This is a genomic window from Sphingomonas sp. BL-S-05, from assembly GCF_055521695.1.
Window position 1 is genome coordinate 3,575,313 of record NZ_CM145499.1, and the last position, 26,344, is coordinate 3,601,656.

At 68.1% G+C, this 26,344-nt stretch carries 27 protein-coding genes; 11 read left to right on the top strand and 16 right to left on the bottom strand.

Annotated elements, in window-relative coordinates; genetic code table 11:
• Nucleotides 1-4: 4 nt before the first annotated feature.
• Genes ACZ1JS_RS16640 through ACZ1JS_RS16675 form a run of 8 tightly spaced genes read right to left on the bottom strand, consistent with a single transcriptional unit; the run spans nt 5 to nt 9,134 of the window.
• Nucleotides 5-2,245, bottom strand: a complete 2,241-nt coding sequence (locus tag ACZ1JS_RS16640; RefSeq protein ID WP_465167011.1) for a flagellar hook-length control protein FliK — start codon at nt 2,243-2,245, stop codon at nt 5-7.
• Nucleotides 2,246-2,276: 31 nt separating this feature from the next.
• Nucleotides 2,277-2,705 (bottom strand): flagellar export protein FliJ, encoded by a 429-nt coding sequence (locus ACZ1JS_RS16645; RefSeq protein ID WP_465167012.1) that lies wholly within the window; start codon nt 2,703-2,705, stop codon nt 2,277-2,279.
• Nucleotides 2,698-4,026, bottom strand: a complete 1,329-nt coding sequence (locus tag ACZ1JS_RS16650; protein ID WP_465167013.1) for a FliI/YscN family ATPase — start codon at nt 4,024-4,026, stop codon at nt 2,698-2,700. Before ACZ1JS_RS16650 ends, ACZ1JS_RS16645 begins: the two co-directional genes overlap by 8 nt.
• Nucleotides 4,020-4,796 carry a FliH/SctL family protein gene (locus tag ACZ1JS_RS16655; protein WP_465167014.1) on the bottom strand — a complete coding sequence of 259 codons (777 nt, stop codon included), beginning with the start codon at nt 4,794-4,796 and terminating at the stop codon, nt 4,020-4,022. The genes ACZ1JS_RS16650 and ACZ1JS_RS16655 overlap by 7 nt, the downstream gene beginning before the upstream one ends.
• Nucleotides 4,789-5,796, bottom strand: a complete 1,008-nt coding sequence (gene fliG, locus ACZ1JS_RS16660) for a flagellar motor switch protein FliG (protein WP_465167015.1) — start codon at nt 5,794-5,796, stop codon at nt 4,789-4,791. Before fliG ends, ACZ1JS_RS16655 begins: the two co-directional genes overlap by 8 nt.
• Nucleotides 5,793-7,502 carry a flagellar basal-body MS-ring/collar protein FliF gene (gene fliF, locus ACZ1JS_RS16665; protein WP_465167016.1) on the bottom strand — a complete coding sequence of 570 codons (1,710 nt, stop codon included), beginning with the start codon at nt 7,500-7,502 and terminating at the stop codon, nt 5,793-5,795. The genes fliG and fliF overlap by 4 nt, the downstream gene beginning before the upstream one ends.
• A 1-nt stretch (nt 7,503) precedes the next feature.
• Nucleotides 7,504-7,869 carry a flagellar hook-basal body complex protein FliE gene (gene fliE / locus ACZ1JS_RS16670; RefSeq protein WP_465167017.1) on the bottom strand — a complete coding sequence of 122 codons (366 nt, stop codon included), beginning with the start codon at nt 7,867-7,869 and terminating at the stop codon, nt 7,504-7,506.
• Nucleotides 7,866-9,134 (bottom strand): sigma 54-interacting transcriptional regulator, encoded by a 1,269-nt coding sequence (locus ACZ1JS_RS16675; protein WP_465167018.1) that lies wholly within the window; start codon nt 9,132-9,134, stop codon nt 7,866-7,868. The genes fliE and ACZ1JS_RS16675 overlap by 4 nt, the downstream gene beginning before the upstream one ends.
• Nucleotides 9,135-9,368: 234 nt before the next feature.
• Between ACZ1JS_RS16675 and ACZ1JS_RS16680 the strand changes: the two genes are divergently transcribed.
• A complete protein-coding gene (locus ACZ1JS_RS16680) occupies nt 9,369-11,372 on the top strand; it encodes a flagellin N-terminal helical domain-containing protein (RefSeq protein ID WP_465167019.1) in 2,004 nt (667 codons plus the stop codon).
• 551 nt (nt 11,373-11,923) lie between these two features.
• On the opposite strand, the gene ACZ1JS_RS16685 is transcribed toward ACZ1JS_RS16680, so the two are convergent.
• From ACZ1JS_RS16685 to ACZ1JS_RS16720, 8 genes are all read right to left on the bottom strand, one after another.
• Nucleotides 11,924-12,670: a sigma-70 family RNA polymerase sigma factor gene (locus tag ACZ1JS_RS16685; protein WP_465167020.1), complete on the bottom strand. Its 747-nt coding sequence runs from the start codon at nt 12,668-12,670 to the stop codon at nt 11,924-11,926.
• Nucleotides 12,667-14,766, bottom strand: a complete 2,100-nt coding sequence (flhA, locus tag ACZ1JS_RS16690; RefSeq protein WP_465168726.1) for a flagellar biosynthesis protein FlhA — start codon at nt 14,764-14,766, stop codon at nt 12,667-12,669. The genes ACZ1JS_RS16685 and flhA overlap by 4 nt, the downstream gene beginning before the upstream one ends.
• Nucleotides 14,766-15,665 (bottom strand): lytic transglycosylase domain-containing protein, encoded by a 900-nt coding sequence (locus tag ACZ1JS_RS16695; protein WP_465167021.1) that lies wholly within the window; start codon nt 15,663-15,665, stop codon nt 14,766-14,768. The genes flhA and ACZ1JS_RS16695 overlap by 1 nt, the downstream gene beginning before the upstream one ends.
• A 215-nt stretch (nt 15,666-15,880) precedes the next feature.
• Nucleotides 15,881-16,219 carry a flagellar protein FlgN gene (locus tag ACZ1JS_RS16700; RefSeq protein WP_465167022.1) on the bottom strand — a complete coding sequence of 113 codons (339 nt, stop codon included), beginning with the start codon at nt 16,217-16,219 and terminating at the stop codon, nt 15,881-15,883.
• Nucleotides 16,206-16,508 carry a flagellar biosynthesis anti-sigma factor FlgM gene (gene flgM / locus ACZ1JS_RS16705; RefSeq protein WP_465167023.1) on the bottom strand — a complete coding sequence of 101 codons (303 nt, stop codon included), beginning with the start codon at nt 16,506-16,508 and terminating at the stop codon, nt 16,206-16,208. The genes ACZ1JS_RS16700 and flgM overlap by 14 nt, the downstream gene beginning before the upstream one ends.
• Before the next feature lie 102 nt (nt 16,509-16,610).
• Nucleotides 16,611-17,141, bottom strand: a complete 531-nt coding sequence (locus tag ACZ1JS_RS16710) for a flagella basal body P-ring formation protein FlgA (protein ID WP_465167024.1) — start codon at nt 17,139-17,141, stop codon at nt 16,611-16,613.
• Nucleotides 17,138-17,686 (bottom strand): OmpA family protein, encoded by a 549-nt coding sequence (locus ACZ1JS_RS16715; RefSeq protein ID WP_465167025.1) that lies wholly within the window; start codon nt 17,684-17,686, stop codon nt 17,138-17,140. The genes ACZ1JS_RS16710 and ACZ1JS_RS16715 overlap by 4 nt, the downstream gene beginning before the upstream one ends.
• Nucleotides 17,683-18,336, bottom strand: a complete 654-nt coding sequence (locus tag ACZ1JS_RS16720) for a motility protein A (RefSeq protein WP_242119117.1) — start codon at nt 18,334-18,336, stop codon at nt 17,683-17,685. Before ACZ1JS_RS16720 ends, ACZ1JS_RS16715 begins: the two co-directional genes overlap by 4 nt.
• A gap of 194 nt (nt 18,337-18,530) precedes the next feature.
• Here ACZ1JS_RS16720 and flgB point away from each other — a divergent pair, with 194 nt between their 5' ends.
• The 10 genes from flgB to flgK are packed head-to-tail and all read left to right on the top strand — an operon-like array spanning nt 18,531 to nt 26,340.
• Nucleotides 18,531-18,881: a flagellar basal body rod protein FlgB gene (flgB, locus tag ACZ1JS_RS16725; protein WP_056453146.1), complete on the top strand. Its 351-nt coding sequence runs from the start codon at nt 18,531-18,533 to the stop codon at nt 18,879-18,881.
• 3 nt (nt 18,882-18,884) lie between these two features.
• Nucleotides 18,885-19,292: a flagellar basal body rod protein FlgC gene (flgC, locus tag ACZ1JS_RS16730; RefSeq protein ID WP_465167026.1), complete on the top strand. Its 408-nt coding sequence runs from the start codon at nt 18,885-18,887 to the stop codon at nt 19,290-19,292.
• Between the two features lie 2 nt (nt 19,293-19,294).
• Nucleotides 19,295-19,969, top strand: a complete 675-nt coding sequence (locus ACZ1JS_RS16735) for a flagellar hook assembly protein FlgD (RefSeq protein WP_465167027.1) — start codon at nt 19,295-19,297, stop codon at nt 19,967-19,969.
• Nucleotides 19,970-20,003: 34 nt separating this feature from the next.
• Complete coding sequence (locus ACZ1JS_RS16740) at nt 20,004-21,281, top strand: flagellar hook protein FlgE (RefSeq protein ID WP_465167028.1); 1,278 nt, start codon at nt 20,004-20,006, stop codon at nt 21,279-21,281.
• A gap of 53 nt (nt 21,282-21,334) precedes the next feature.
• Nucleotides 21,335-22,087: a flagellar basal body rod protein FlgF gene (locus ACZ1JS_RS16745; protein ID WP_465167029.1), complete on the top strand. Its 753-nt coding sequence runs from the start codon at nt 21,335-21,337 to the stop codon at nt 22,085-22,087.
• Nucleotides 22,088-22,099: 12 nt separating this feature from the next.
• Nucleotides 22,100-22,888 carry a flagellar basal-body rod protein FlgG gene (flgG, locus tag ACZ1JS_RS16750; protein WP_465167030.1) on the top strand — a complete coding sequence of 263 codons (789 nt, stop codon included), beginning with the start codon at nt 22,100-22,102 and terminating at the stop codon, nt 22,886-22,888.
• Entirely contained in the window at nt 22,869-23,558 is a 690-nt protein-coding gene (locus ACZ1JS_RS16755; protein ID WP_465167031.1) for a flagellar basal body L-ring protein FlgH, read from the top strand. The genes flgG and ACZ1JS_RS16755 overlap by 20 nt, the downstream gene beginning before the upstream one ends.
• 9 nt (nt 23,559-23,567) lie before the next feature.
• A complete protein-coding gene (locus ACZ1JS_RS16760) occupies nt 23,568-24,659 on the top strand; it encodes a flagellar basal body P-ring protein FlgI (RefSeq protein WP_242119131.1) in 1,092 nt (363 codons plus the stop codon).
• Nucleotides 24,656-25,015, top strand: a complete 360-nt coding sequence (locus tag ACZ1JS_RS16765) for a rod-binding protein (RefSeq protein WP_465167032.1) — start codon at nt 24,656-24,658, stop codon at nt 25,013-25,015. Before ACZ1JS_RS16760 ends, ACZ1JS_RS16765 begins: the two co-directional genes overlap by 4 nt.
• Nucleotides 25,012-26,340 carry a flagellar hook-associated protein FlgK gene (gene flgK, locus ACZ1JS_RS16770; protein ID WP_465167033.1) on the top strand — a complete coding sequence of 443 codons (1,329 nt, stop codon included), beginning with the start codon at nt 25,012-25,014 and terminating at the stop codon, nt 26,338-26,340. The genes ACZ1JS_RS16765 and flgK overlap by 4 nt, the downstream gene beginning before the upstream one ends.
• Nucleotides 26,341-26,344 lie beyond the last annotated feature (4 nt).

Consider the following 26,344-nt stretch of genomic DNA (forward strand, 5'->3'; position numbering starts at 1 on the left):
TTCCTCAGGCGATACGATTATCAGTTCGGGTGGATGGCGCCTGCGCGTCGGCAAAGGCGGAGCGGGGCGCGCGCGGCTGCGGCGATCCCTGATCCTGTGCCTGGCGCTGCGATGGCTGTTGCTGCGTGCCGACATCGACCTGCATCCCGCCCAGCTTCAGCCCGCGCGACTCGGCGAGCTGCACCAGCCGCGGCTGCGCGTCGGCGAGCAGGCGGCCGGCATCGGCATTGTCGCTGCTGAAATGGACATGGACGCGGCCGTCGTCGGACGTGCGGATCGCGACCTCGACATCGCCCAGCGCGTCGGGCGACAGCCGGATGCGGGTCTCGCCCTGCGTCGGCGATGCGTCGCGCAGCGTTTCGATCCGGTCGATCATCCCCTCCATCCATTGCGGCTGGCGGGTGTCGAGCTGCGGCTGCGCGGCGGTCACCGGTGCGGCGACGGGGCGCAGCGTCGCGGCGTCGATCGCCGGGGCGGCCGGCGTCGGCAGCGGCGGCGCATCGTCGTCGCGGCGCGGGCGCGGGGCGGGGGCGTCGACCTGCACGGCCTCGACCACCGCTTCCGGGGCGGGCGCGGACGCGACGCGGGTGACCGGCGGTGTCTGTACCGGCTGCACGGTCGGCGCGGCGACCGACACGACCGGCGCGCTCGCCTCTCCGGCGATCGTCTGGCGATTGGCGGTCAGCGGCTCGGCGGCCGGTTGCGTCGGCAGGGCGCGTTCGCCGGGCAGCGTGAAGGTCGTAGCGGGCTGATCGATCACCACCGGATCGACCGGACGAGTCGCAGCGTCGATCGGTGCGCGGACGGCTTCGGCGACCGGCGCGCGGGCAGGTTCGGCCGGACGGGCGACGGGTTCGGCCATCGGTGCCTGCACGGCCGGTTCGGTGATCGGCGCACGCGATGCCTGTGCGGCGGGCGTGCCGACCGGGGTCGCGCGTGCCGTGGCGATCGGAATCGCCCGCCGCGGGGCTGCGACCGGCGCCACCTGTACGACCGATGCGGCGACGACCGGCGCGACCGTGTCGGATTGTACGGCCTGGGGCTCCGCGATCGGCGGCAACGCTTGTGCTGCGGCCGGCGTCACCGGATCGGCAGCCTGCGCAGCCGGGCCGGTGGCGGGCAAGGGCAGGTCACCGACGACCGGATCGACCGCCACCGGCCCCGGCGCAAGCACGGTTTGCGGATCGGCCGGCATCTCGACCTGCCACGCGGCTCGGACCGGGTCGACGACCGGCGCATCGGGCAGCACGCCACGATCGATCGGGGCGAAGCGCGGCGTGGGGGGCGGGGTCGAAAGGGTCGGTGTCGGGGCCGGCTGATCCGATCGACGGACATTGCCGACCGGACCGGGCGCAACCGGGCGGCGACCAGTCGGGTCGGGCGTTACCGGCGGCGTGGCGACGGCGTCCGCACGCGGCGTGTCCGCGACGTCCGCACGCGCGCGGAGGCCTTCGGTTCGGGCGGGCTGGGCAGGGCGTTCAGTCGCGGTCTGTCGCTCGCCTTGCGGTACTTGCCCGGCGACAGCGGGCGTCGACGGGGCGGGGGTCGGTTCGGCGTCCGGCACCTTCGGGCCGATCACCTTCATTTCCGGCGCCACATCCTCCGGCACCGGCGCGAGTGCATCGGCGGGTACCGCGATCATCGGCGGCAGGTCGGGGGTCGGCGCATCCGTCGGCGTGACGACGACCGGTGCGTCGCCATCCTCGGCCGCTTCGGTATCGTCGCCGTCCGGGGTCGGCAGCGCCGGTTCGTCGGTCACGCGCCGCGCGCGTACCGGCAGCGCCGGTGCGAAGCGGGCCGGCATCGGCTGGACCATCAATTCGGGCTTGGGATCGGGCTGCCGGACCGCGGCCGGCGCATCGTCGGGCAACAGCTTCAGCGCCCCGACGATCCCGGCGGCAACCGCCACCGGTACCGCATCCCGCACGGTCGTCGGCGGGGTCGGTTCGGCCGGCACCATCGCGATCGCCTCGCTCGCCGACACCGGAAGGACCGGCGCGACCACCGGCCCGGGCGCTGGCGCGACCGGCATGGCCGGTACCGCCACATCGGCAACCGCGACCGGCGGCATCTGCGCCACCGGCAACGCCTTGCCGCCCTCGGCAGCCGCCTGCCGCCCATCGCCCGCGTCCGGTACGATCCCGGCGAACAGCGCGGCAAACGCATCCGCCGCCACGCCGGCGATCGGCGTCACCTGCATCGCGAGCGGGGAAGCGGTACTGGATAGGGCGGAGAGAAGCTGCATAGGTCGATCCGTCAAGCGTTCGACCGGTCGATCAGCAAGGATCGTGCCGATTGGGTCGGCGCACCGGCGGTGCATTTTCCATCGCGCGCAGTTCGCGAAGTGCGCGGGCGGCATGGGCGCGTTCGAGCAGCTTTTCGACCGCGCTCTGGTCGCGCTTGGCGGCCATCGTCGCCGACCGCGCATGTTCCAGCCCGGCATCGGCCTGTACGACCCGCTGTTCGACGACCTGCGCCGTGGCATGCAGCCGCTCGCGATAATGCGCGGCGGCGCCGAGGCCGGCGGCGGTCGCGCTGGGGGTCGGCACCGGCGATACCGCCTCGGCCAGCGTGCGGATGCGGTCGCGCAGCGCGATCTCGTCGGCAACGCGGGCGGCGGCGCGGGCTTCTTCGGCCTGGGTCAGGTTCAACTGCATCGTCCGCACGCGCAGCACCCGCGACAGCCGCTTGGCCTTGTCAGTCACCGAAAATGCCCACCAGTTCGGCGACCGCATCGTCGAGCGACACGATCTCGTCCGAATCCTGCTTCACATATTCCATGACCGCCGGATGGGCGGCGAGCGCCCCGTCGATCGCGGCATCGGTGCCCGGACGATAGGCGCCCATCAGCACCAGATCGCGATTTTCCTCATAGGTCGCCAGGTGACGGCGCAGCACCCGCGCGGCGGCCAGATGCGGCCGGTCGGCGATATCGGTCATCACCCGGCTGACCGACGGCCCGAGGTCGATCGCCGGATACACGCCGCGCTCGGCCAGTTGCCGGCTGAGGACGATATGTCCGTCGAGGATCGACCGCGCCGAGTCGACGACCGGGTCGCTATTGTCGTCGCCATCGGCCAGCACGGTATAGATGGCGGTGATCGACCCGCCGGTGCGAACGCACGTGCCCGCCCGCTCGATCAACCCCGGCAGCATCGCGATCGCGCTCGGCGGATAGCCCCGCGCCGACGCCGGCTCGCCCAGCGCAAGGCCGATCTCGCGGCCGGCATGGGCGACGCGGGTCAGCGAATCGATGATGAGCAGGACCTTCTTGCCCTGTTCGCGAAACGCCTCGGCGATCGCGGTCGCCCGCAATGCGCCCCGGATACGCAGCACCGGCGAATGATTGGCGGGCACCGCGACCACGACCGACCGCGCCCGCGCATCGCCCTTCAGCTTGGTTTCGAGGAAGTCGGACACCTCGCGGCTACGCTCGCCGATCAGGCCGACGACGATCACATCGGCCTTGGCGGCGCGGACCATCATGCCCAGCAGCACCGACTTGCCGACGCCCGACCCCGCCATGATGCCGACGCGCTGGCCCTGACCGATGGTCAGCAGCCCGTTGATCGCGCGGACGCCGACGTCCATCGGCTCCAGCACCCGGCCCCGGTCGAGCGGCGACTGGATACGTCCGGCCAGCGGCCAGCGGCCGGCACCGCGGATCGGACCCCTGCCGTCGATCGGCTTGCCCGCACCGTCGACGACCCGGCCCAGCATCGCCTCGCCGACCTCGGCCTCGCCCGGCTTGTCGCCGGGCCGCACCAGCGCGCCCGGCAGCAACGGGGCGGGACCGCCCAGATTCATCATCAGCGTCTTGCCGTTGCGAAAGCCGATCGCCTCCGCCTCGATATGGCCGCCATCGCCGGTGCCGACCTGGCACACCGTCCCGACCGGCAGCGACAGCCCGACCGCTTCCATCAACAGCCCGTCATAGGACGACAGCCGCCCCGCGACCCGCGCGCGCGGGCGGAACCCGGTCGGCGCCAGCGCCCCCAGATAATCGTCGGCGAAACGGTTCAGCATGATGCGGGCACCGGTATGGTTTCGATCGCGGCGCCCAGTTGCTCCAGCCACAGCGACGGACCGTCCTCGACCACCGTCGACGCGCTTTCGAGGATGAAGCCGCCGCGCTCGACCGCTGGGTCGGCGACCGGGAACACCGCTTTGGGCAGCTTGCCCTCGACCAGCGGGATATCGGCCTCGTGCATCCGCAGGATCGACGATTCGGCGCTGTCGGCCAGCAATTCGGCTGCCGCGTCGATGCGCTCGGCAAGGTGATTGGCCGACACGCCGACTTCGCCGACGATCTGCCGGACCAGCGTCAGCACCGTCTGACGCAGCCGTGTCGCCATCGCCTCGCGGTCGATATGCGTCGCGGTGCCCAGCGCTTCTGCCAGCCGCGCCAGCAGCGCATGGTCGCGCGCCTGGTCGGACTGGCTGGCGGCGGCAGCGGCGGCCAGACCCTCGGCATAGCCGGCGGCATGCGCCTCGGCGACCGGGTCCAGCGTGGTGGCCGCGACGTCGCCCGCGCTGGCGCAGAACGGGTCCCAACCCTCGGTCGGGTTGCTGTCGGGATCAGCCGGGCGAAAATGCTTGGGGCCGCCCGGTACCGGCGCTTCGGCCGCGACCGCCGCGCCGAAGTCGGCGGGGCGCACCGGCACCACGCCCGTTTCGGCGAACGGATCGGGCGCACCGAAGGCGCGGGCGAGGATGTCGGCGGCGGCGACATGGCGGCTGGCGAAGCCGGCGACGAAGCCGCTCGGGGTGCCGCGCGGCGGGGCGCTCTCAAACATAGTCGTCGTCGCCGCCGCCCATCATGATCGTGCCGTCCTTGGCGAGCTGGCGGGCGACGGTGATGACGCCCTTCTGCGCGTCGAGCACCTCGGCCAGCTTCATCGGCCCGCGTGCCTCGATCTCGTCGCGGATGCCGTCGGCGGCGCGCGCCGACATGCAGCCGAGGAACCGGTTGCGGCCGGTCTCGTCGACGCCCTTCAGTGCGCGCACCAGCAGGTCGCTGTCGACGTTGCGGATCAGCACGCCCAGATTCTTGTCGTCCATTTCCAGCAGGTTGTCGAAGACGAACAGCTGGTCCTCGATCTGGCGCGCAATGTCGCGGTCGATCTTGGCCAGTTTCGGCATGACCCGGTTCTCGGTCGCCTTGCGTCCCGACGACAGGATCTTGGCGGCGTCCTTCGCCCCGCCCAGCTGCACGCCGCTGCCGCTGCTGCGCCCGGTCGAGCGGCGCGACAGCATCGACTTCAGCGTATCGATCGCCTCGGGCGTGATCGGGCCGAGCTTGGCGATGCGGTGCAGGATCTGCGGCTGTACCGTCTCGGGCAGTCCCTCCAGCACCTGTGCGGCGACGGCGGGGTCGAGATTGGCGAGCAGGACGGCGGCGATCTGCGGATGTTCGTCCTTGATCAGGCTCACGATCTCGCTGGCGTCCATCCAGTCGAGCAGCTCGATCTGGCATGCGGTCTCGATCGGCGTGATCTTGGCCAGCACGCTCTCGGCCTTGTCGGCACCCAGCGCCTTGTTCATCACCGTCTCGATATGCGGGCGCGGATCGAAGCCGACCGTGGTGCGCTCGCGCGCCTTCTCGACGAAATCGTCGAGCACGACGGTCACTTCGTCCTCGCTGACATCGGCGACGGTGAACATCGCCTTGCCCAGCTGCTGCACCTCTTCGGGGTCCAGCTTCTGGAGGATCGCGGCGGCTTCCTCCTCGCCGACCAGCATCATCAGGACGGCGGCGCGTTCGACGCCGCTATGGATACGGGTGGGGGCGTTCACTGCTTGGCATCCGACTGGATCATGTCGCGCACGGCCAGCGCGGCGCGTGCCGGATTGTCGCGGGTGAAGCCGCGGACCAGCCCGACCCGATCGTCATAGCTGCGCGCGCTCTCCAGCATCTCCATGCTGACCGGTTCGGGCTCGGCGGGTTCGGCCGGACCGGCGAGCGCGGCCTGCGCAGCGGCTTCCTGCGCGGCGATGCGCGCGGTTTCCGCAGCGGCCTCCGCCTTGCGCTTCTCGTTCATCGCCTTGACCATCGGGCGGACGCCCATGAACAGCACCAGCAGCGCGATGATCAGCGCGGTGCCGTTGCGTGCCGCCATCGGCACCCAGTCGGCATCATACCATGGCCGCGCCACGTCGCCGGCGACCGCATCGGGCGAGAATTTCCGGCTGATGACCGTCACCGTGTCCTGCCGCTGCTGGTTGAAGCCGACCGCCGCCTTCACCAGATCGTTGATCTGCTGGATTTCGGCCGGCGTGCGCGGCTTGCCGCCTTCGGGTTCGCGCAGCAGCACCGCCACCGACAGCCGCCGGATCGATCCGGGGGCGGCGCGGGTGACCGACACTTCCTTGCCAAGGTCATAGGCGCGATTGAAATTCTCGCTGGTCTTGACCGGCGGGGTGGCACCCGGGGCGGTACCCGGCTGCACGGTGGCCCCGGCCGGACCCGGCGTCGCGGTCGCCAGCGTCGATGCGGCGGGCGCGGTGTTGCTCAGCGCGCCGGGAATGCCGCCGGGCGTCGCCTCACCGGGGGTATTGCCCTGCCAATTACCCTGTTCGGCACGGACCACGCCCTGCTTGTCATAGCTTTCGCGAGTGGCCTGGCTCTCGTCCAGATCGACATCGGCCTGGATCTCGGCCGAGAAATTGCCGGCACCCAGCAGCGGGGTCAGCAGCGTGTTGAGCTGCGCGCGATATTTGTCCTCGATGCGGCGCTGATAATCGATCCGCTCGTCCGACAGGGTGCTGGCATCGCTGCCGTCGCTCGGCTTGCTGAGCAGCGCGCCCATCTGGTCGATGATCGTCACCTGATCGGGCTTCATCCCCGGCACCGAGCTGGCGACGAGGTTGACGATCGAGCGAACCTGCGCCTGCGTGAGACTGCGGCCGGGTTCGAGGCGGACGATGACCGATGCCGACGGCTGGGCATTGTCGCGCACGAAGACCGAGGATTCGGGCATCGCCAGATGGACGCGCGCGTCCGCCACCGACTCGATCTCGCCGATCGACTTGGCCAGTTCGGTCTCGCGCGCCTGGCGCAGCCGCTCGCCCTCGACGGCGCGGCTGACGCCCATCGGCAGCTGGTCGAGGATCGCGTAACCGCCCGGCGCCGCCTTGGGCAGGTCCTGCCCGGCGAGCAGGATGCGGGCGCGGTGATAATCGTCCTCGGCGACGGTGATCCCGCCCGAGTCATCGACGCTGCTGTCGATCTTCGCCGCGGTCAGCGCGTCGACCACCGCCTGCTTGTCGCTGTCGGGCAGCTGCGGGAACAGCACGCGCTGCGGCGGGGTGGCCAGCGCCATCCACGCCAGCGCCGCCGACAGCACCAGAGCGACGATGAAGATCATCGGCAGGCTGCGCTTGACGGCGGGGTTCTTCATGATCCCGCCGATCTGGGTCAGCGGGTTGGCGAATTTGGCGGCTGCGGGGGCTGCGGGGGCGGGAACGCCGCCTGCGCCGGTGGTGGCGAGTGCGTTTTCCATATCAGACCGGCATGCTCATAATGTCCTTGTAGGCGGACAAGAGTTTGTTCCTGACCTGCATCGTCGCCTCGAAGACGACCGATGCCTGCTGGCGCGCCATCATCACCTTGGCGATGTCCACGGTCTCGCCGCGTTCGTACATCGCCGACAGGTCGCTCGCCTTGTTCTGTTGCGCGTTGACGCCCTTCAGCGCCTCGCCCAGCGTATCGGCGAAGCTGGCCGGCTTGGCCGGTTCCGCCGCCGGGGCGGGGGCCGCCGCGACCTGCGCATTCGCCTTCGACAGCGCCTGATTGCGTTCGAGGATCTGCGCACGAAGCTGCATCACCCGGTCGACGCCCATCGCGCCGCCGACACCCCCGACGCTCATGCCGACGCCGCCACGGCTTGCGCGGGCGTCAGCATTTCGCCGGCCTCACGCGCCTTGGCGAGGCGGTAGCGGAGCGTCCGCTCCGAAATGCCCAGCCGCCGTGCAGTCTCGATCCGGTTGCCGCCGCATTCCTCCAGCGTCCGGCGGATCGCGGCGAATTCATGGATCTGCACGATGTTGGTCAGCGTCGCCGCGACCGGTTCGGCCACGCGCGGGGCGGCGGCCGGGCCGGCGCGGTCGAACACGATGTCCTGCACCTCGATCCGGTCGCCCATGCCCAGCAGCAGCGCGCGCTGGATCACATTCTCCAGCTCGCGGGCATTGCCCGGCCAGTCGTGCCGCACCAGCATCGCCAGCGCCTCGTCCGAAATCCATGGCAGCGTGGCGCGACCGGCGGCATGGCGCACGACCATCGCCGCCGCCAGCGCCGCGACGTCGCCCGGCCGATCGGCCAGCGCGCGGGTCGACAGCGGAAACACGCTTAACCGGTAATAGAGATCGGCGCGGAAGCGGCCGGCGGCGACCTCCTCCTGCAAGTCGCGATTGGCGCAGGCGACGACGCGGACATCGACCGCCTCGGCCTGCGTCGCGCCGATCGGCACGACTTCGCGTTCCTGCAACACGCGCAGCAGCTTGGCCTGCAACGGCAGCGGCATTTCTGCAATCTCGTCGAGCAGCAGCGTGCCGCCATGCGCCGCGCGGAAAAAGCCTTCGCCCGCCGCACCCGCGCCGGTGAATGCGCCCTTTACATGGCCGAACAGCATCGCTTCCAGCATGGTTTCGGGCAGCGCGGCGCAGTTGATCGCGACGAACGGACCGGCGGCGCGGCTGCTTTCGGCATGGATGGTGCGGGCCAGTACTTCCTTGCCGGTGCCGGTCGGGCCGTTGACCAGCACGGTGATGTCGGCGGCGGCAACGCGGCGGGCCAGCGCCTGCAGCGCGAGGCTCTCGGGATCGGCGGCGACCGCGACATGCCGGCCGCACAGCAGCGCGGCGGCAAAGGCATGGGCCAGTTCGGTATCGGCATGGGTGTAGCACAGGCGGGCGGGGCGGCCATCGGCGAACGGCGTCGCGCTGACCGGTCCCTCGGCCAGCACCAGCGTGCGCGACGCGATCGGCGGCACTTCGCCTTCCATGATCAGGAACACGTCGGCCGGGCCCGGCTTCTGCCCGGCATTGGCCAGCACGAACCCCTGCGCGCGCAGCGACGACACGAGCGTGAACTTCGAGGCGAGCACGGCAGCGGATGGATAGATCGAGCGCATCGGTTGATGATTCCCCTGTACGGCACCTCTTTGCCGGCAGGCTGGTTAACTTCCGGTAAAATGCTGCCCGATTCGGCTCTGTATGCCGCGTGCGCTCCCATGCGCGCGCGAGGCGCCGATTTTTCCGCTTAAGGCCCGTCGGCGGGTGCCGTTTCTCCGGGCAGCAGCTTCGTTCCCGATTGCTTCACACGGGGGGACCACGGGGCGCTGGAAGTCAGACTGGAGGACACACCCATGACCGTTATCGGATCCAACATCGGATCGCTCCGCGCCGCCAACGCCTCGTCCGCCGCAAACGACGCCCTGAAGATGTCGATGGAGCGCCTGTCGACCGGCAAGCGCATCAACTCGGCCAAGGACGACGCCGCCGGCCTCGCCATCGCCACCCGCATGACCAGCCAGATCAAGACCATGGCTGTCGCCGCGCGCAACGCGAACGACGGCATCTCGATGGCGCAGACCGCCGAAGGCGCGCTGGGCGAAGTCACCAACATGCTGCAGCGCATGAAGGAGCTCGCCGGACAGGCCGCGAACGGCTCGCTGGGTACCTCGGAACGCAAGTCGCTTCAGTCGGAAGTCTCGCAGCTAACCGCGCAGATCAACGACATCTCGACCAAGACCAACTTCAACGGCATCAACCTGCTCGACGGCACCGTGAAGAGCGTAACGCTCCAGACCGGGTCGCAGTCGGGACAGACGACCTCAGTTTCGCTCGCCAGCACGTCGGCCAGCGCACTAGGCCTGAACGGCTATCGCGTCGAAGGCCAGGCTACAACCGGCCGTATCACCGGCGCAGCGGTCGCAGTCACCGACATCCAGTTCAATGGCAAGAATGCACTCGGCACGGCTTTGACGTCGAGCGACACTGCAGAAACGGCCGCCGCCAGCATCAACGCTAACACCGGCCAGACCGGCGTTTCGGCATCGGCGTACAACACGCTGACCGGCGGCCCGATCGCTCAGGGTGGCGTGACCACTGCCAACGCATTCAAGATCAACGACGTTTCGATCACCGGCGCAAACGCCGAAGAACTGGTCGCCAAGATCAACCGTGACGTTGGTGGTGTGACCGCGCAATTGAACAGCGAAGGCAAGATCGTGCTTTCGAATGATACCGGTAAGGATATCAAGATCGAAGGTACCGAAGCGGGCAAGGCTGGCTTTACGGCTGGCGCTTCTGGCGCGGCCAAGAGCTACGGTGGCTTTATCGCGCTGCAAAGCTCGACCGGTCAGGCCATCGACATCAAGCGCGGCACGACCGGCGTCGCTAGTGATCTCGCGGCACTTGGCCTGAATGAAACTTCGGCGACTGACAAGGTTAAGGGGTCGACCGTCGGTGCAACTACGACTGCGCTCGGCATCTCTGACGACGTAAAGATCAATGGCGTCGCTATCGGTGCTTCGAATGACGCTTCGGCAGCATCGAAGGTTCAGGCAATCAACGCGGTCAGTTCGAAGACCGGTGTCACTGCCACCGCATCGACCACCGCTACTGTCACGATCGATGCGTCGAAGCTCGCCGCTGGCACGAAGTTGCAGGTCAACGGTACGGAGGTAAGCCTCGACGACGACGCCACCAAGGGAGGTGACGGCGACTCCAAGCTGTCGCTCGCTGACTTGGTTGGTAATATCAACAAGGCCGGCATCAGCGGTCTGGTCGCAAAGGCTGATGATAAGGGCAATCTCGTCCTGACGTCGTCGACCGGTAACGATATCACGCTGAAGGACGGTTCGGCTGGCGCCGGTCTGGTTGTCGCGATGAAGGGTGACGATGGCGGTGCGTCGGATGGCACGATCGCGGCAGGCATGACTCTGCGCGGCCGTATCGAACTGAAGTCGGACACCGGTGCGGAGGTTCGTATCGAAGGCGCGGCTGACTCGCTGCTCAAGGTCGGTCTCGCAGCACAGGGTGGTTCGGATGCGGCTGTCGGTGGCGCGCTGAACGTCACGACCCAAGCGAATGCCTCGATGGCGATGAGCGCGATCGACAAGGCGCTCGACAAGGTGTCGTCGATCCGTGGTGACCTCGGTGCCGTGCAGAACCGTCTGCAGGTCACCGTCAACAACCTGACCACCACCTCGTCTAACCTGCAGGAAGCCCGCAGCCGCATCGAAGACACCGACTTCTCGGCGGAATCGACCGCGCTCGCCAAGGCGCAGATCCTCGGCCAGGCATCGACCGCGATGCTGGCGCAGGCCAACCAGTCGCAGCAGGGCGTGCTCAAGCTGCTCGGCTAATCCCGGCTCCGCTGCCGCCGTTCCCCCTTGCATGAAGGCGGCGGCAGCGGTCCTCCCGGTAACGGGACCGGCCCCCGGCGACGGAAACGTCGCCGGGGGTTTTCGGCGTCCGGCGCACGGCGACAGACTCTATATATAGCGCACCCCCAAATCCTCCCCGCCCGCGGGGAGGGGGCCGCCGTGAAGCGGTGGTGGAGGGGGGTGGCCGCACACCAACCGGCAACGCCTTGCCGGCGAAACGCGACGCCACCGCCGGCGAAGGCCGACGTCCACGGACCAGCCGAAGTCGTCCCGCCAACGCGAGCCAGGCGTCCGCCGGGCTACGCTTCGGGCGCGGTGCGCGCAGGAGGGCGACCGCCACCCTTTCCTACAACCGATACCGCGCGCTAACATCGCTACACCGGCGCTTTCGCATCGCCAGATCTGCCGCCAACCACCCCGTCGCGCAGCACGCGCGAAAACGTGGCAAGTGTGAACTTAGTGAACTTTGGACACGAAAACGGGGCCGGACCAAAGCCCGACCCCGCACAAGTCGCAACGATTACGACCGGTTATCCCGCCGCCCGCGCCAGCGCCTTTTTCAGCTTCTCATGCGCCGACTTCTTGATCTGGCAGATCCGCGCCGCACCGACGCCCAGCACCTGCCCGATTTCCTCGAGGTTCAGTTCCTCGACATAATAAAGCTGGATGACCTGCGCCTCGCGTTCGGGCAGCGCGGTGATCGCGGCGATCAGCGCCTCGCGCAGCTCGCCCTCCGCCAGCGCCTCGAACGCATCGGGGCCGTCGTCCATGAACCACGGCGCCTCGTCGGTATAGACGTCGTCGATCGAATCGAACTGCACCGACTGGACATCGGCATAATCGGTGCGCAGCTTGGACAGCGGCACGTCCAGCCGCGCGGCGATCTCGACCGGCACCGGCGCGCGGCCCAGTTCCTGCGTCAGCGCCGACACCGCCTTCGCATAGTCGCGCCGCCGCTTCATCGCGCCGCGGCTGATCGTCGCCTGCCGCCGCAGTTCGTCGATCATCGCCCCGCGCAGCCGGGTGCTAAGATATTGTTCGAACGTCACCGATCCGCGATCCTCGAACATCGGCACCGCCTCTACCAGGGCGACCAGTCCGACCTGCACCAGATCCTCGACATCGACCATCGTGCTCATATGGCCATGGACATGCCATGCGATCCGCCGGACCAGCGGCAGATGCTTGCGCACCAGCGCGTCGGCATCGTTCGGCCGGGCACGGCGCGTATAGGTCGCGGCGTTCAGCTCAGGCTGCGGAAAGAAGGGGGCGTTCATGCGGGGATGGCCTCCGGGGCGCCGATGACGGCGACGACTTCGACTGCCTTGTCTTCGGGAACTTCGAAGAAGCTCATGACCGGGGTGTCGGGCAGGCACGACTTGACCAGCTTGCGCACCGCGACGCGGATCGACGGCTGCACGACCAGCGCGAACGGCTTGGCTTCGGCCATCAGCGGCTGCGCGGCATGGGTCAGCGCGTCGACGATGCGGCGGCCCAGATCGGGCTCGATCGCGTTGCGCCGCGACGGATCGCCGCGCATCGCCTGCCCCAGCAGCGCTTCCAGCTGCCCTTCGAGCGTCATGACGCGCAGCGGCTCGCGAACCCCGCACAGCTTCTGGATGATCAGCGCGCCCAGCTCGGGCCGGATCAGCTCGACGATCTCGTCGGCATCCTGCGTCCGCTGCGCGGTGACGGCGATGGCGGCGGCGATGCGGCGGAATTCCTTGAGCGGGATATTCTCGGCCAGCAGCGCGCGCAGCACCTGCGTCAGCGTGGTCAGCGTCAGCGGCTGCGGGCACAGCGCCGCCACCAGGCTCGCGGCACGGTCCTTCAGGCCGTCGAGCAGCGCCTGCACTTCGTCCGGGCCCAGCAGCTCGGTCGCATTGACGGTCAGCACATGGTTCAGGTGCGTCGCGATCACCGTGCCGGCATCGACCACCAGGTAACCGGCACCGGTCGCGGCATCGGCATCGCCCGGCTGGATCCAGATCGCGTCCAGGCCGAAGGTCGGGTCCTTGGCGGTCTTCCCCTCGAGGAAGCCGCCGACCGCCTGACCGGTGTCGAGCGCCAGCATCTCGGTCGCCGACGCCATGTCCTCGCCGACGACGACGCCGCCGATCGAGATGCGATAGGTATAGGGGGCGAGGTTGATGTCGTCGCGCACCTTCACCTGCGGCACGACGAAGCCGAGGTCCTTGGACAGCTGGCGGCGGACGCCGGTGATCCGGCTCATCAGCGGCGCGCCCTTGCGCTCGTCGACCAGCGGCACGAGGCCGTAGCCGATGTCGAGCATGATGTGGCAATTGTCGTTGACCTCGTCCCAGCCGATCTTCGACAGGTCGGCGGGTTCGGGCAGCGCCTCGACCGGCGGGGCGGGGGGCGGCGCGTTCTTCATCTTGCCGAGCTTCCACGACGCGAAGCCGGCGATGCCGGCGGCGGGCGCGAGCACGAGGAACGGCATGCCCGGCAGCATCGCCAGCAGGCCGAGGATGCCGGCGACCGGCGCCCAGGTGCGGTGCGACGCGAACTGCGTCCCGATCTGTCCGGCAAGGTCCTGCGAAGAGGTGGAGGTGACGCGGGTGACGATGGCGGCGGCGGCGATCGACAGCAGCAGCGAGGGTACCTGCGCGACCAGCGCGTCGCCGATCGCCAGCAGCACATAGGTCTGCGCCGCCTGTCCGACCGCCATCTGGTGGCTGACCACGCCGAGGATCAGGCCGCCGACGATGTTGATCGCGAGGATCAGCAGGCCGGCGACCGCGTCGCCCTTCACGAACTTCGACGAACCGTCCATCGCGCCGTAGAAATCGGCTTCGGCGCCGGTCTCGATCCGCTTGGCGCGCGCTTCGTCGGGGGTGATCAGGCCGGCGTTCAGGTCGGCGTCGATCGCCATCTGCTTGCCGGGCAGAGCGTCGAGGGTGAAGCGTGCCGACACTTCGGACACGCGGCCCGCACCCTTGGTCACCACGATCATGTTGATGATGATCAGGATCGAGAAGACGAAAAGACCGACGACATAGTCGCCACCGATCAGGAAGGTGCCGAACGCCTCGATGACATGGCCCGCCGCCGCTTCGCCCTCATGGCCATGGACCAGCACGACGCGGGTCGACGCGACGTTGAGGCCGAGGCGGAACAGCGTCGCGAACAGCAGCACCGTCGGAAAGGCGGAGAAGTCGAGCGGCTTCTGCGCGTTGAGCGCGACCATGAGCACCGCGATCGAGATCATGATGTTCATGACGAAGAAGATGTCGAGCATGAACGCCGGGATCGGCACGACCATCAGCAGGACGAGCAGCAGGATCGCGGCGGGCAGCGCCGACCCGCGCATCGCGGGGAGCAGGCTCTTGGGATTGCTCAGGATCGCCTGCATCATGCGGCTCCCAGATTGGCGAGGATCGAATAGGCGAGCCGCGCCGATTCAGGGGTCGGGCGATAGAGCGACGCCATCTGCGCCGGGTTCGCCGTCACGTCGCCGCCACGGCTGCGCACGACGTTCAGATTGGCGATGGTCGATGCCAGCCATGCCTCGTCGCCGCCCTGCGCCTCGTTGCCCATGATGACGTCGCCGCCAAAGCCGTTCAGCAGGACGGCGGGCTGCTGCATCCGGTTGACCGGGAAGCCGCCATCCTCGACGCCGCTGCCGCCGACGGCCTTCGCCCCGCGGTCGAGCTTCGCGCTCATCCGTTCGTAGATTTCGCCCAGCGAGCGCGGCTGGCCGCCCGGCGCGAAGAAGATCGACCGGTTGGCGCGAGCGGCGGCGGGGAACATCGCGGCGGCCGACCGGTCGGGATTGGCCTGCATCGACGTCAGGAACTGACGCGCACCGCCAAGACCCAGGAAATGCGCCATATACAGGTCGGTGCCGGTCGCATTGCGGCCAAGCGCGCCTTCGAGCGCGGACTTGTTGTCGGCGGCATGTTCGGCGGCCATCAGCGACGATGCCTGTGGATCGCTGCGCAGGTTCAGGATCGCGCGGCGCGTCGCGGGGTCGGCGACATAATAGCGGCCGTTGCTGCCCTGGCGGATGCTGTCGGACGCCCAGCCCATGCCATGCTCCGCGCCATGCGCCTTGACCACGCCCAGCCAGCTTTGCTCGACGAACTGGTACAGGCCGGTGGCGGACGAGGTCGCGGCGCGCGCATTGGCGTGCAGGCCGCTCTCGACCTGTGCCTGACCCAGCAGGTAATTGAAATCGATGCCGGTCCGCGCGCTCGCCGTCGCGATCGCGCTATGGACGTTGGACCTTGCTTCTACCGGAACGACATTCATCGGGCTGTGCTTCGCTTCCCCTGTTCGGGGAGCCTCACAGCAAGCGACGTGCCAGTTTTCAATTTGCTGCGTCCGCGCTGCGAAGCACGCGCCATCCGCCCCGCCCCGAACGTCATCCCAGCGCAGGCTGGGATCTTGCGGTTACAGCGCGCAGCAAGCGCCGCATGAGACCCCAGCCTGCGCTGGGGTGACGTGCCAGACTGCCGGTGCAGCGATCACCGATACGCCGCAGCCGCCGAGCGACGCGCCGAGGCGGCAATCCCCGGCCGGTAGGCCGGCAAACCGCCGCCGGTCAGCTGCTCGATCCGGCGCCGGACATTGGCCGACATCAGGTTGACATAGATGCGCGCGGTCTCGTTCAGCCGCTGCGCTTCGCGCGCCAGCGTTTCCAGCTCGGCGTCGAGCGGCACGTCGTCATTGGCGGCGACCGCCTCTATCCCCTGCAGCTTCATCGCCGTCGCGGTTTCCAGCGCGGTAACGTCGTTCGCCTGCATCGCGGCGATCTCCGCATGCAGGCTGTCGATGATCTGGATCAGCGCATCACGCCGGTTCATTGCTGTTCCAATCGAGTTTCAGGGCGATGAGCCGGTCGGCGATGGTGGCGGGCGACAGGGGGAAGCGGCCTTCGGCGATCGCCTTGCGGATCGTCGCGACCCGATCGGTATCGATCGGCGGCGATGCCGACATGGCGGCGGCGGTCGTGCCCCCCGACAGGAGTGCGACGCCGGTCTTGGTCGTCCCCTCCGCCGGCGGTGTCGCCGCGGCGCGCGTCTGTCCCTCGGGGCGTGCGATGGCACGCTGCCCGATCGACGTTACCGGCCTTGAACCGACTGAATCCACCATGTCCCCGTCCTTCGCGAACTGCTGACATGAGGAGAAACGGCGCCTTCCCGAACTTCTTTAGCAAAAATTACTGCGGATCGATTTTTTGTCGATCCGGCCGGTTTATCGCCCGAAGCCGGGCAGGGCGGCACGACCCGATTCCATCGCGATCGCCTGGATCGGCGGCTTGGCGGGGTCGACCTTGACCATCAGCCGCCCGCCGACCGGCGCGTCGCTCATCGCCACACCGTCGCGGGTGATCGAAAAGCCTTCCGCCCCGGCTTCGATCATGATCGGGTCGCCGCGGCGGATCACCGGTTCGGGCTTGGCGGCGGCGGCGGCGACTGCCGGGGCGGCACGCTCGGGGACGATACGGGCCAGGCGGCGGACCGGGACATAGACTTTCCATGCCGGCGCCATGCAACTGATGACCACCGCATCCTGCCGTTCGGACAGCCAGTTGAATTGCGGCATCGCGCATTTCGCCAGCTTCAGCCGCGGATCGACCGGCATCTGCGCGCCGCCGTCCATGCCGATGCTGGCGCCGGTGAACTGCACGACCGCTTCGTCGAGCTGCGCGGTCGACTGGAAATTCTGCGCCGCGACGGCGGGGGCGGCGGTCAGCGACAGGATGGCGAGGATCGGACGGATCATTGGTCGGCTCCATGGACGGGGGCGGCAACCGGCGCCTGCCGGTCGGCAACGGCTTGCCGGTCGCCGGCAAAGCCAAGGTCGATCTGGACGCCCCGGCTGCCGGTCGCGGGCGGGGCAAAGGCGAGTTGGTCGGGTTGCACGGCGCCATCGGCGACCAGTGCGGTGGCGACGGTGCGGGCGCGGTCGCTGGCAAGGATCGCGGCGCTGCCGGTCAGCGGGTCGACATCGCCATCGGTGCCGCCGGTCAGCGTGACCTTGACCCGCGGATCGGCAGCAGCGGCGCGGACGAAGTCGAGCGTCCGGCCATAGCTGGCCGGCATTGCCGCCGATCCGGTCGCGAACCCGTCGACGATCCCGCGATCCAGCGTCATCGGCGCGGCATCCGCATCGAAGCCTGCCCGGATGCCGGCGGCCAGCGCCTGCCGGTCGACCGTCTGCGACGCCTGCAGAAAGACGAAGAACCCGACCAGCAGCAGCGACAGATCGGCCAGCGTCGTCAGCCACAATGGCCGTCCCGGCGCCACGTCGAACCGGTGCATCTTCATTCCGCCGCCTCCCGGAAATGCGGCCGCTCGCGCCGGGCGAGCGCCACCAGCGGGCCTTCGAAGCGGCTGCGCTCGAACGCCTCGATCCGTGCCATCTGGCGCAGCCGTCCGGCGATCGGCATGCCGATCAGCGCGGCGACGATCGCACCGTACAACGTCGACAGCAGCGCCACCGCCATCGCCTTGCCGATCGCGGTCGGATCGGTCATCGCCATGAACATCTGGACCAGCCCGACCAGCGTGCCGATCATGCCCAGCGCCGGGGCCAGCTCGGCGACCGCCGCCCACATGTCGGCGGCGGCGAGGTGGCGTTCGGCGCGCGCGGCGTTGCGGTGGCTCAGCGTCTCGCCGACCGCATCCGGCCCGGCGCCGTCGACGATCGCGGCGATGGCTTCGGCGATATCGGGATCGGCGATCTGCGACCGGTCGAGCGTCAGCACCCCGTGCCGCCGCGCGATCCGCGCCAGTGCGGCAATCTGTTCGATGCCGGCATCGGCCGAAAACGGGCGGCGCGGCAGGGTGGCGAGCGCGCGGATGGCGCGGCCCAGATCGGCCGGCGGCGTGCGGATCGCGATGGTCAGGATGGTCCCGCCGATCACGAACAGCGCAGCCAGCGGATCGGCATAGGGGGCAAGCAGCGACAGGTTCATGCCCGCCTTACTGCAAGGGCGATGCCAGTTTGGCGGCGGCAAGCGTTTGCCGGGCCGCGGCGGGCGGTTGCCGCGATCATGGTTAAGGTCGCACGTATTTCGATCGCTCACCCCGGCCGAACGAAATTGGCACGCGCTTTGCTGTGTTCCGTGGGGACGCGCATCCGGCGCGCCGCTCAGGAGATTTCGGGCCGATGGCCGACAACGCTCTGTTCGGGATACATGGTGCGGCGCTGGAGGTGCGGGCGCAGCGCATGGGGATGCTGGCGTCGAACATCGCCAACGCATCCACGCCCGGGTTCAAGGCGAAGGACGTCGACTTCCGCGCGGCGCTAGCCGGGGCGGAGCGCGGCGGCAATGTCGACGGCGCGATCGACCGCAACACGCTTTATCGCCTGCCGGTGCAGCCCTCGATGGACGGCAACACCGTCGAACTGGTGACCGAACAGACCGCCTTCGCCGAGAACGCCGTCGCGTATCAGACGACGCTGGCGTTCCTGAACGGTCGCATTTCCACCATCACCCGCGCGCTCAAGGGGGAATAAACGATGCCCGCGCCGATGAGCATCTTCGAAGTATCGGGCCGCGCCATGTCGGCGCAGCTCGTGCGGATGAACACCACCGCGTCGAACCTCGCCAATGCCGGTGCGGTCGCGACGACGCAGGATACCGCCTATCGCACGATGAAGCCGGTGTTCCGCACCAGCTTCGACGCGGCATCGGGCCTCGCCACCGTCGACGCGCGCGAAGTCGTGAAGGCGGGCGAGGCACCGGCCAAGCGCTACGACCCCAGCAATCCGCTGGCCGATGCCGAGGGCAATGTGTGGGAAGCCGCCGTCGACGAACCGCGCGAGCTGGTCGACATGCTCGATGCCGCCCGCACCTATCAGAACAATGTCGAGGTGATGTCGACCGCCAAGTCGCTCATCACCGAAACCCTCCGTCTGGGACGCTGATCATGGCCACTACGTCTGTCCAGAACCTGCCGCAGCTAAGCGCAACGAACCAGGCGGCGGCGAAGTCGAAGCTGGGTCAGCGCTCGCTGGGTCAGGACGATTTCCTCCGCCTGATGACCGCACAGCTGCAATATCAGGATCCGTTCAACCCCACCGACAACGGCCAGATGGTCGCGCAGATGGCGCAATTCTCGTCGCTGTCGGGCATCACCGAAATGAGCTCGACGCTCAAGACGCTGGCGGCGAAGCTGGGCGGCAACGGCACCAGCGACGCCGTGTCGTGGATCGGCAAGGCAGTGCTGACCGACAGCCCGACCGCCAGCGCCGACAACAACGGCAACGTCACCGGCGCGGTCGAACTCGACGGCGATGCCGCCAAGGTCCAGCTCGAGATCCGCGACGCCAGCGGCGCGATCGCCCGCACCGTGTCGATGGGCGCGCAGCCCAAGGGCATGGTCGATTATCAATGGGACGGCACGACCGACAACGGCACCCCCGCCGACGCCGGCCCCTACACCATCTCGGTCGCCGCATCGGATTCGAGCGGCGTCGTGGTCAAGGCACGCAACCTCGCCTGGGCGGGCGTGTCCTCGGTGATGCCAAATGGCGGCAAGCCGACGCTGACGCTGTCGAACGGGTCGCAGGTCGCGGCCGACACCGTCCGCAAGATCGCCTGAACCCTCTTCTCAAGAATTCCCGCAGGAGCCTAGCATGTCCTTCTATACCTCGCTCTCCGGTCTCAAGGCCTCGCAGGTCGACATGGCGTCGATCTCGCACAACCTCGCCAACGTCGGCACCACCGGCTTCAAGAAGAGCCGCGCCGAATTCGCCGACGTGATCGCGTCGAACCTCGCCGTCGCGCCGACGCAGATGGTCGGTTCGGGTACGGTGGTGAAGGGCAACCGCCAGCAGTTCGGCGAAGGCAATCTCGTCCAGTCGTCCTCGTCGCTCGACATCGCGATCGCCGGCGACGGCTTCTTTGCGCTCAAGCCCGATCCCAACAAGCAGGGTCTGGCCTTCACCCGCAACGGTTCGCTGCGCGTCGACGCCAACCAGTTCGTCACCGATGCGCAGGGTGCCCGCTTGCAGGTCTATCCGGTCGACGGCAACGGCAACGTCATCGCCACGACCCGCGCGTCGCTGACCGACCTCGTGCTCAACGGCACCTCGGGCAAGCCCAAGGGCACCGACAACGTGACGCTCGGCATGAACATGAACGCCCGGTCGGTCGTGCCCTCGACCACCCCATTCAGCCGCTTCGATTCGAGCAGCTACAACGAAGCCATCTCGACCACCGTCTATGACGGCGCCGGCAATCCGATGACGATGACCACGTACATGGTGCGCACCACCGCCCCGAATACCGATGCGACGGACCTTACGAGCACGTGGAAGGCATACAGCTTCGTCGGTGACCAGGCGATGACGGTCGGTGCCGACAAGACGCCGTCGGTGACGGTCGAATTCAACGCGGCGGGCGAACTCGCCACGGCGGTCGAGCAAGATTTCAACTCGTTCATGCCGGCCAGCGGCATCGCCCAGCAGCAGATCAAGCTGACCATCCCGACGACGACGGTCTCGACGACCAAGCCGTTCAAGGTGGCGACCCAGCTGCAGGACGGCGTCGAGGTCGGCCGCCTGCAGGGCGTGACGATCAACGAAAAGGGCATCGTCACCGCCAGCTATTCGAACGGCGATACCAAGCCGCTCGGCCAGGTCGCGATCGTCAACTTCTCGAACGCGTCGGGCCTGCGCCAGATGGGTAACAGCAACTGGCAGGCGACCGGCCTGTCGGGCGATCCGACCTTCGCCAGCTCGGGCGAAAACGGCGCGGGTTCGCTGATGTCGGGCATGATCGAAGGGTCGAACGTCGACATCACCGAGGAACTGGTCGGCCTGATCGCCGCACAGCGCAATTTCCAGGCGAATTCGAAGGCGCTCGACACCTCGAACCAGATCACGCGCTCGATCCTCGACCTGCGCGCCTGATGGAACTGGCATGGCCCTTGCTGTGAAGCAGGGGTCATAACACGGAGGCTTCGATGGACCGGCTGGTCTATACTGCGATGTCGGGACTGCGCGGGCACATGGCGTCGCAGGCGACGATCGCGAACAATATCGCGAACGGGTCGACGATCGGCTACCGCGCCGACAAGGTCGATTTCGAGCAGCTGTTGCTGAAGGGCAAGAACGGCGAACTCGAATCGCGCTCGCCTTCCTCGGAGGAAGTGCGCGACATGGATCGCCGGGCCGGCGCGATCCTCGCCACCGGCCGTCCGCTCGACATTGCGGTAGAGGGCGATGCATGGATCGCGGTCCAAGGCCCCGACGGCACCGAAGCCTATACGCGTCGCGGCGACCTGCAAATCACTGCCGCCGGCACGCTGGAGACCGGCGATCGTTTGCCGGTCATGGGCGTCGGCGGTCCGATCACCATCCCGCCGGCCCAGTCGATCAACATCACCGCCGATGGCCGGGTGATGGTCGTGCCGCAGGGGTCGCCCCCCGGCACGCCCGATCAGGAGGTCGGCCAGATCAAGCTGGTCAGCACCGCGGGCAGCGATACCGTCAAGGGCATCGACAATCTGCTGCACGTCCGCGGCGGCGGCACCCTGCCGGGTGACATGACCGCGAAGGTGCGCGGTGGCGCGCTCGAACAATCGAACGTCAACATGACGCAGGCGCTGGTCGACATGATCGAGAACCAGCGGTCGTACGAAGTGCAGGCAGGCATGCTGAAGCAGGCGAAGGAGATGGATGAGTCCTCCGCCAACCTGATGCGCGTCCAGAGTTAAGGGGAACAGGACATGGCAAACGCCGCACTGCATATCGCGCGCACCGGGCTCGATGCCCAAGACACGCGGATGCGCGTCATCTCGAACAACCTGGCGAACGTCAACACGACCGGGTTCAAGCGCGACCGTGCCTCGTTCGAGGCGATGAGCTACCAGATCATCACCGCACAGGGCGCCGCCTCGACGCAGGAATCGCGCTATGCGACCGGCCTGAACCTCGGCACCGGCGTCCGTATCCAGGGCACGGCCAGCATCCAGACGCAGGGCTCGCTCGCCACGACCGGCAACGCGCTCGACATGGCGATGGAGGGTGACGGCTATTTTCAGGTGCAGATGCCCGGCGGTCAGCTCGGCTATACCCGCGCCGGCAACTTCACCCGTTCGGCCGAAGGGCTGCTGGTCACGACCGAAGGCTATCAGGTGATGCCGGGCATCACTTTGCCCGAGGGCGCGACGTCGATCACCATCGGCAATGACGGTACCGTCAGCGCGACCATTCCCAACCAGACCGAAGCGACCGCGATCGGACAGATTCCGGTGGCATTGTTCGCCAACCCGGCCGGACTGATGCCCGCCGGCGACAATTTCCTGACCGAAACCGCCGCATCGGGCGCGCCGCAGCTCGGCGTCGCCGGCCTCGATGGCCGCGCCCGCATCCGGCAGGGCATGCTCGAAAGCTCGAACGTCAACGTCGTCGAGGAACTCGTCGACATGATCGAGACGCAGCGCGCCTATGAGGTCAATTCGAAGATGATCTCGGCCACCGACGAAATGCTGAAATATGTCAATCAGAACATCTGACGCCGCGCGCGCCGTCGCGTTCGCCGTGGTCGTACTGGCGGCGATGCCCGCAGACGCCCGCCCGCTGTTCGGCCGGAAGACGCCGCGTGAATCCTATGCCGCGACGCCGGCCGCCGCCCCGGTCATGCCCGTCGTCGCCACCGGCGCGATCTTTCAGGTCGAGCAGGGCTATGCCGCGCTCTACGAAGGATGGCGCGCGCGCAAGGTCGGTGATCCGCTGACCATCACTCTGGTCGAACGCACCAGTGCGTCGAAATCGGCGGGATCGAAGCTCGACAGCAATGGCGGCTTCTCGATCACGCCGCCCTCGGTCGGGCCGCTGTCGTTCGACCCGAACATCGCCAAGGCATCGGGCGGCCGCAATTTCGGCGGCACCGGATCGGCCGATCAGACCAATGCGCTGTCGGGCGAGCTCTCGGTCACCGTCGCCGAAGTCTATCCCAACGGCACGATGCTGGTGCAGGGGCAGAAGCGGGTGACGCTGAGCCGCGGGGACGAGGTCGTCGCGATCAAGGGCATCGTTCGCACCGCCGATGTCGATGCGAACAACCGCGTGCCGTCGACCCGCGTCGCCGATGCCCGCATCTCCTACACCGGCAAGGGCGATGTCGCCCGCGCCAGCCGGCAGGGGTGGCTCAGCCGCTTCTTCCAGGTCGTCAGCCCGTTCTAGGTTCCGCCCATGCGCTTCCTGCTCGCCATCCTCGCCGCCGTCCTGATGATCGCGCCCGCCTCGGCGGAGCGGGTCAAGGATCTCGGTCGCTTTCAGGGTATCCGGTCGAACCAGCTGACCGGTTACGGCATCGTCGTGGGCCTGCCCGGCACCGGTGACGACAATCTCGAATATACCGTCCAGTCGGTGAAGGCGATCGCCTCGCGCATGGGGCTGCAACTGCCGCCGGGTGCCAATCCCGGCCTCAAGAACGCGGCGGTCGTCCTCATCACCGCCGAACTGCCGCCCTTCGCCAAGCCCGGCCAGCGGCTCGACGTGACGGTCGCCTCGATGGGCAAGGCCAAGTCGCTGCGCGGCGGCGCCCTGATCATGACGCCGCTGCTGGGGGCCGATGGCCAGATCTATGCCATGGCGCAGGGCAATCTCGCGGTCGGCGGTCTGGGGGCCGAGGGTGCCGACGGGTCGAAGATCGTCGTCAACATCCCCTCGACCGGCCGTATTCCCGAAGGGGCGACGGTCGAGCGCATGGTCGATACCGGTTTCGCCACCGCGCCGACGCTGACCTTCAATCTGGCGCAGGCCGACTTCACCACCGCACAGAATGTCGCCGGCGCGATCAACCGCCGCTTCGGCGCCGGGACCGCGACCGCGATCGACGCGGTATCGGTCGCGCTGCGTGCCGCGCCTGGTGCCGACACCCGTGCGATGCTGATGAGCGAGGTCGAGAACCTCTCGGTCGACCCGGCCGAGACCGCCGCGCGCGTCATCGTCAACGCCCGCACCGGTACGGTCGTCATCAACTCGGCCGTCCGCGTCGCACCCTCGGCCGTGACGCATGGCAAGCTGACCGTGAAGATCGACGAGAATCAGCGCGTCAGCCAGCCCGCACCCTTCAGCCAGGGCCAGACCGCGGTCGAGCAGAAGAGCGGCGTGACCATCGAACAGGAGGTCAAGCCAATGTTCGTGCTCGCACCGGGTCCCAAGCTCGCCGACGTGGTGAAGGCGATCAACGCCATCGGCGCATCGCCCGCCGATCTGGTCGCGATCCTCGAGGCGCTGAAGGAATCGGGCGCGCTCAAGGCGGAGCTGGTGGTGCTGTGAGCGTGATCGGCGCGACGACCGGCATCGGGGTCGACACCAGCCGCATCGGCAACAAGGACAATCTGAAGGCCGCCGGGGAGCGGTTCGAATCGGTCTTCACCGGCATGATGCTCAAATCGATGCGGCAGGCGAAGCTGGCCGACACGCTGTTCGACAACAAGGCCGCCGGCCAGTTCCGCGACATGTGGGATCAGAAGGTCGCCGAGAATATGTCGGTGTCCACCCCGCTTGGAATCGGCAAGGCGATGACCGAGTTTCTGGCTCGGTCACAGATGGTTAACGTCGCCGATGCCAATAATCCCGCTCAAGCCCGGACCGATTCGGCCGTTACCCCGGGTGAAGGGAAGAGCGGATGAGCGACCTGCTGTCGATCGGGGCAAGCGGAGTCAGGGCGTACCAGTCGGCCCTGACCACGACGTCGGACAATATCGCGAACGCCGGCACCACCGGGTATGTTCGGCGGACGACGTCGCTTGCCGAGGTCGGCGTGGGTTCGTCGCGGCAGATCGCCGGCAGCGGCGTGACCGTGACCGGGGTTGCGCGTTCGGCAGATATCTACCGGTCGCAGGAGGTTCGCCAGTCGAACTCCGACGTATCACGCAGCGATGGCGGTATCGTGTGGATGGCGCGGATCGAGGACGCGCTGACCAGCCGCGCGCTGACCGATCGCATGACGGCCTTCTTCAACAGCGCCACCACTTTGTCCGCCGATCCGTCGGCCGACGCACCGCGCCGCTCGATGCTGGAAGCGGCGGAAAGCGTCGCTCAGGCATTTTCGGGCACGATCGGCGCGCTCGACGAATCCGCCGCCAATCTCGCCCTCAACGCCGATAATGCGGTGAGCAAGCTCAGCAACAATGCGGCGGTGCTGGCGCGCATCAACGACGGCCTGTCGCGCGTATCGAAGGGATCGGCGGGCGAGGCGCAGCTGCTCGACCAGCGCGACCGCATGCTCGACGAAATGAGCGAGATGACCGATATCGACGTCAACTTCGATACGACCGGTCGCGTGACGGTGCGTGCGGGCGGCGCCGATGGCCCGTTGCTGGTCCATGGGATCGAGGCATCGACCGTCCGGTTCGAACGCGACGAGGACGGCGCCCCGGTGTTCACGACGATGCGTGGCGGTACCGAAACCATCCTGATCCCGCGTGGGGGTTCGTTGGCCGGCATGGTCGACGGCGCCAAGCGGATCAGCGACATGCGCAAGGAAGTGGTCAATGTCGCCAGCGACTTCGTGCTGGACGTCAACGGCGCCTTTGCCAGCGGTGAGGATCTGAACGGCGAAGCGGGCGCGGCGATGTTCGCTATCGAGCCGACCGGCCGCGTCACCCGTACGCTGGGCGATCCGGCCAAGATCGCGGCGGCGACCCCGGGCGAAGGGGCCCGCGACAGCGGCAACCTGTCCAACCTGTTCGATGCGCGCCGCAACGGCCTGTTCGAACAGCGCGTCGTCGCGCTGCAATCGAGCAACGGATCGGCGCTCAACGCGCGCAAGACCATTGCCGAGGCGCAGGGCGCGATCCGCGATTCGGCGGTCGATGCACGCGATTCGTCGGCGGGCGTGAACCTCGACCAGGAGGCGGTGAACCTGATGCGCTTCCAGCAGGCCTATCAGGCGTCGAGCCGCGTGATCCAGGTCGCGCGCGAGACCTTCGATACGCTGTTCGCGATCCGATAGGACC

Coding starts and splice junctions, on each gene's coding strand:
- flgM (WP_465167023.1), bottom strand. CDS start 16,508: ATGGTGGATTCAGTCGGTTCAAGGCCGGTAACGTCGATCGGGCAGCGT.
- ACZ1JS_RS16710 (WP_465167024.1), bottom strand. CDS start 17,141: ATGATCCGTCCGATCCTCGCCATCCTGTCGCTGACCGCCGCCCCCGCC.
- ACZ1JS_RS16675 (WP_465167018.1), bottom strand. CDS start 9,134: ATGCGCTCGATCTATCCATCCGCTGCCGTGCTCGCCTCGAAGTTCACG.
- ACZ1JS_RS16650 (WP_465167013.1), bottom strand. CDS start 4,026: ATGCTGAACCGTTTCGCCGACGATTATCTGGGGGCGCTGGCGCCGACC.
- ACZ1JS_RS16695 (WP_465167021.1), bottom strand. CDS start 15,665: ATGAATGTCGTTCCGGTAGAAGCAAGGTCCAACGTCCATAGCGCGATC.
- flgG (WP_465167030.1), top strand. CDS start 22,100: ATGGCAAACGCCGCACTGCATATCGCGCGCACCGGGCTCGATGCCCAA.
- ACZ1JS_RS16755 (WP_465167031.1), top strand. CDS start 22,869: ATGTCAATCAGAACATCTGACGCCGCGCGCGCCGTCGCGTTCGCCGTG.
- ACZ1JS_RS16760 (WP_242119131.1), top strand. CDS start 23,568: ATGCGCTTCCTGCTCGCCATCCTCGCCGCCGTCCTGATGATCGCGCCC.
- flgK (WP_465167033.1), top strand. CDS start 25,012: ATGAGCGACCTGCTGTCGATCGGGGCAAGCGGAGTCAGGGCGTACCAG.
- ACZ1JS_RS16720 (WP_242119117.1), bottom strand. CDS start 18,336: ATGAACCTGTCGCTGCTTGCCCCCTATGCCGATCCGCTGGCTGCGCTG.
- ACZ1JS_RS16655 (WP_465167014.1), bottom strand. CDS start 4,796: ATGTTTGAGAGCGCCCCGCCGCGCGGCACCCCGAGCGGCTTCGTCGCC.
- ACZ1JS_RS16745 (WP_465167029.1), top strand. CDS start 21,335: ATGGACCGGCTGGTCTATACTGCGATGTCGGGACTGCGCGGGCACATG.
- fliF (WP_465167016.1), bottom strand. CDS start 7,502: ATGGAAAACGCACTCGCCACCACCGGCGCAGGCGGCGTTCCCGCCCCC.
- flgC (WP_465167026.1), top strand. CDS start 18,885: ATGCCCGCGCCGATGAGCATCTTCGAAGTATCGGGCCGCGCCATGTCG.
- ACZ1JS_RS16735 (WP_465167027.1), top strand. CDS start 19,295: ATGGCCACTACGTCTGTCCAGAACCTGCCGCAGCTAAGCGCAACGAAC.
- ACZ1JS_RS16715 (WP_465167025.1), bottom strand. CDS start 17,686: ATGAAGATGCACCGGTTCGACGTGGCGCCGGGACGGCCATTGTGGCTG.
- ACZ1JS_RS16685 (WP_465167020.1), bottom strand. CDS start 12,670: ATGAACGCCCCCTTCTTTCCGCAGCCTGAGCTGAACGCCGCGACCTAT.
- flgB (WP_056453146.1), top strand. CDS start 18,531: ATGGCCGACAACGCTCTGTTCGGGATACATGGTGCGGCGCTGGAGGTG.
- ACZ1JS_RS16700 (WP_465167022.1), bottom strand. CDS start 16,219: ATGAACCGGCGTGATGCGCTGATCCAGATCATCGACAGCCTGCATGCG.
- ACZ1JS_RS16680 (WP_465167019.1), top strand. CDS start 9,369: ATGACCGTTATCGGATCCAACATCGGATCGCTCCGCGCCGCCAACGCC.
- fliE (WP_465167017.1), bottom strand. CDS start 7,869: ATGAGCGTCGGGGGTGTCGGCGGCGCGATGGGCGTCGACCGGGTGATG.
- flhA (WP_465168726.1), bottom strand. CDS start 14,766: ATGCAGGCGATCCTGAGCAATCCCAAGAGCCTGCTCCCCGCGATGCGC.
- ACZ1JS_RS16640 (WP_465167011.1), bottom strand. CDS start 2,245: ATGCAGCTTCTCTCCGCCCTATCCAGTACCGCTTCCCCGCTCGCGATG.
- ACZ1JS_RS16740 (WP_465167028.1), top strand. CDS start 20,004: ATGTCCTTCTATACCTCGCTCTCCGGTCTCAAGGCCTCGCAGGTCGAC.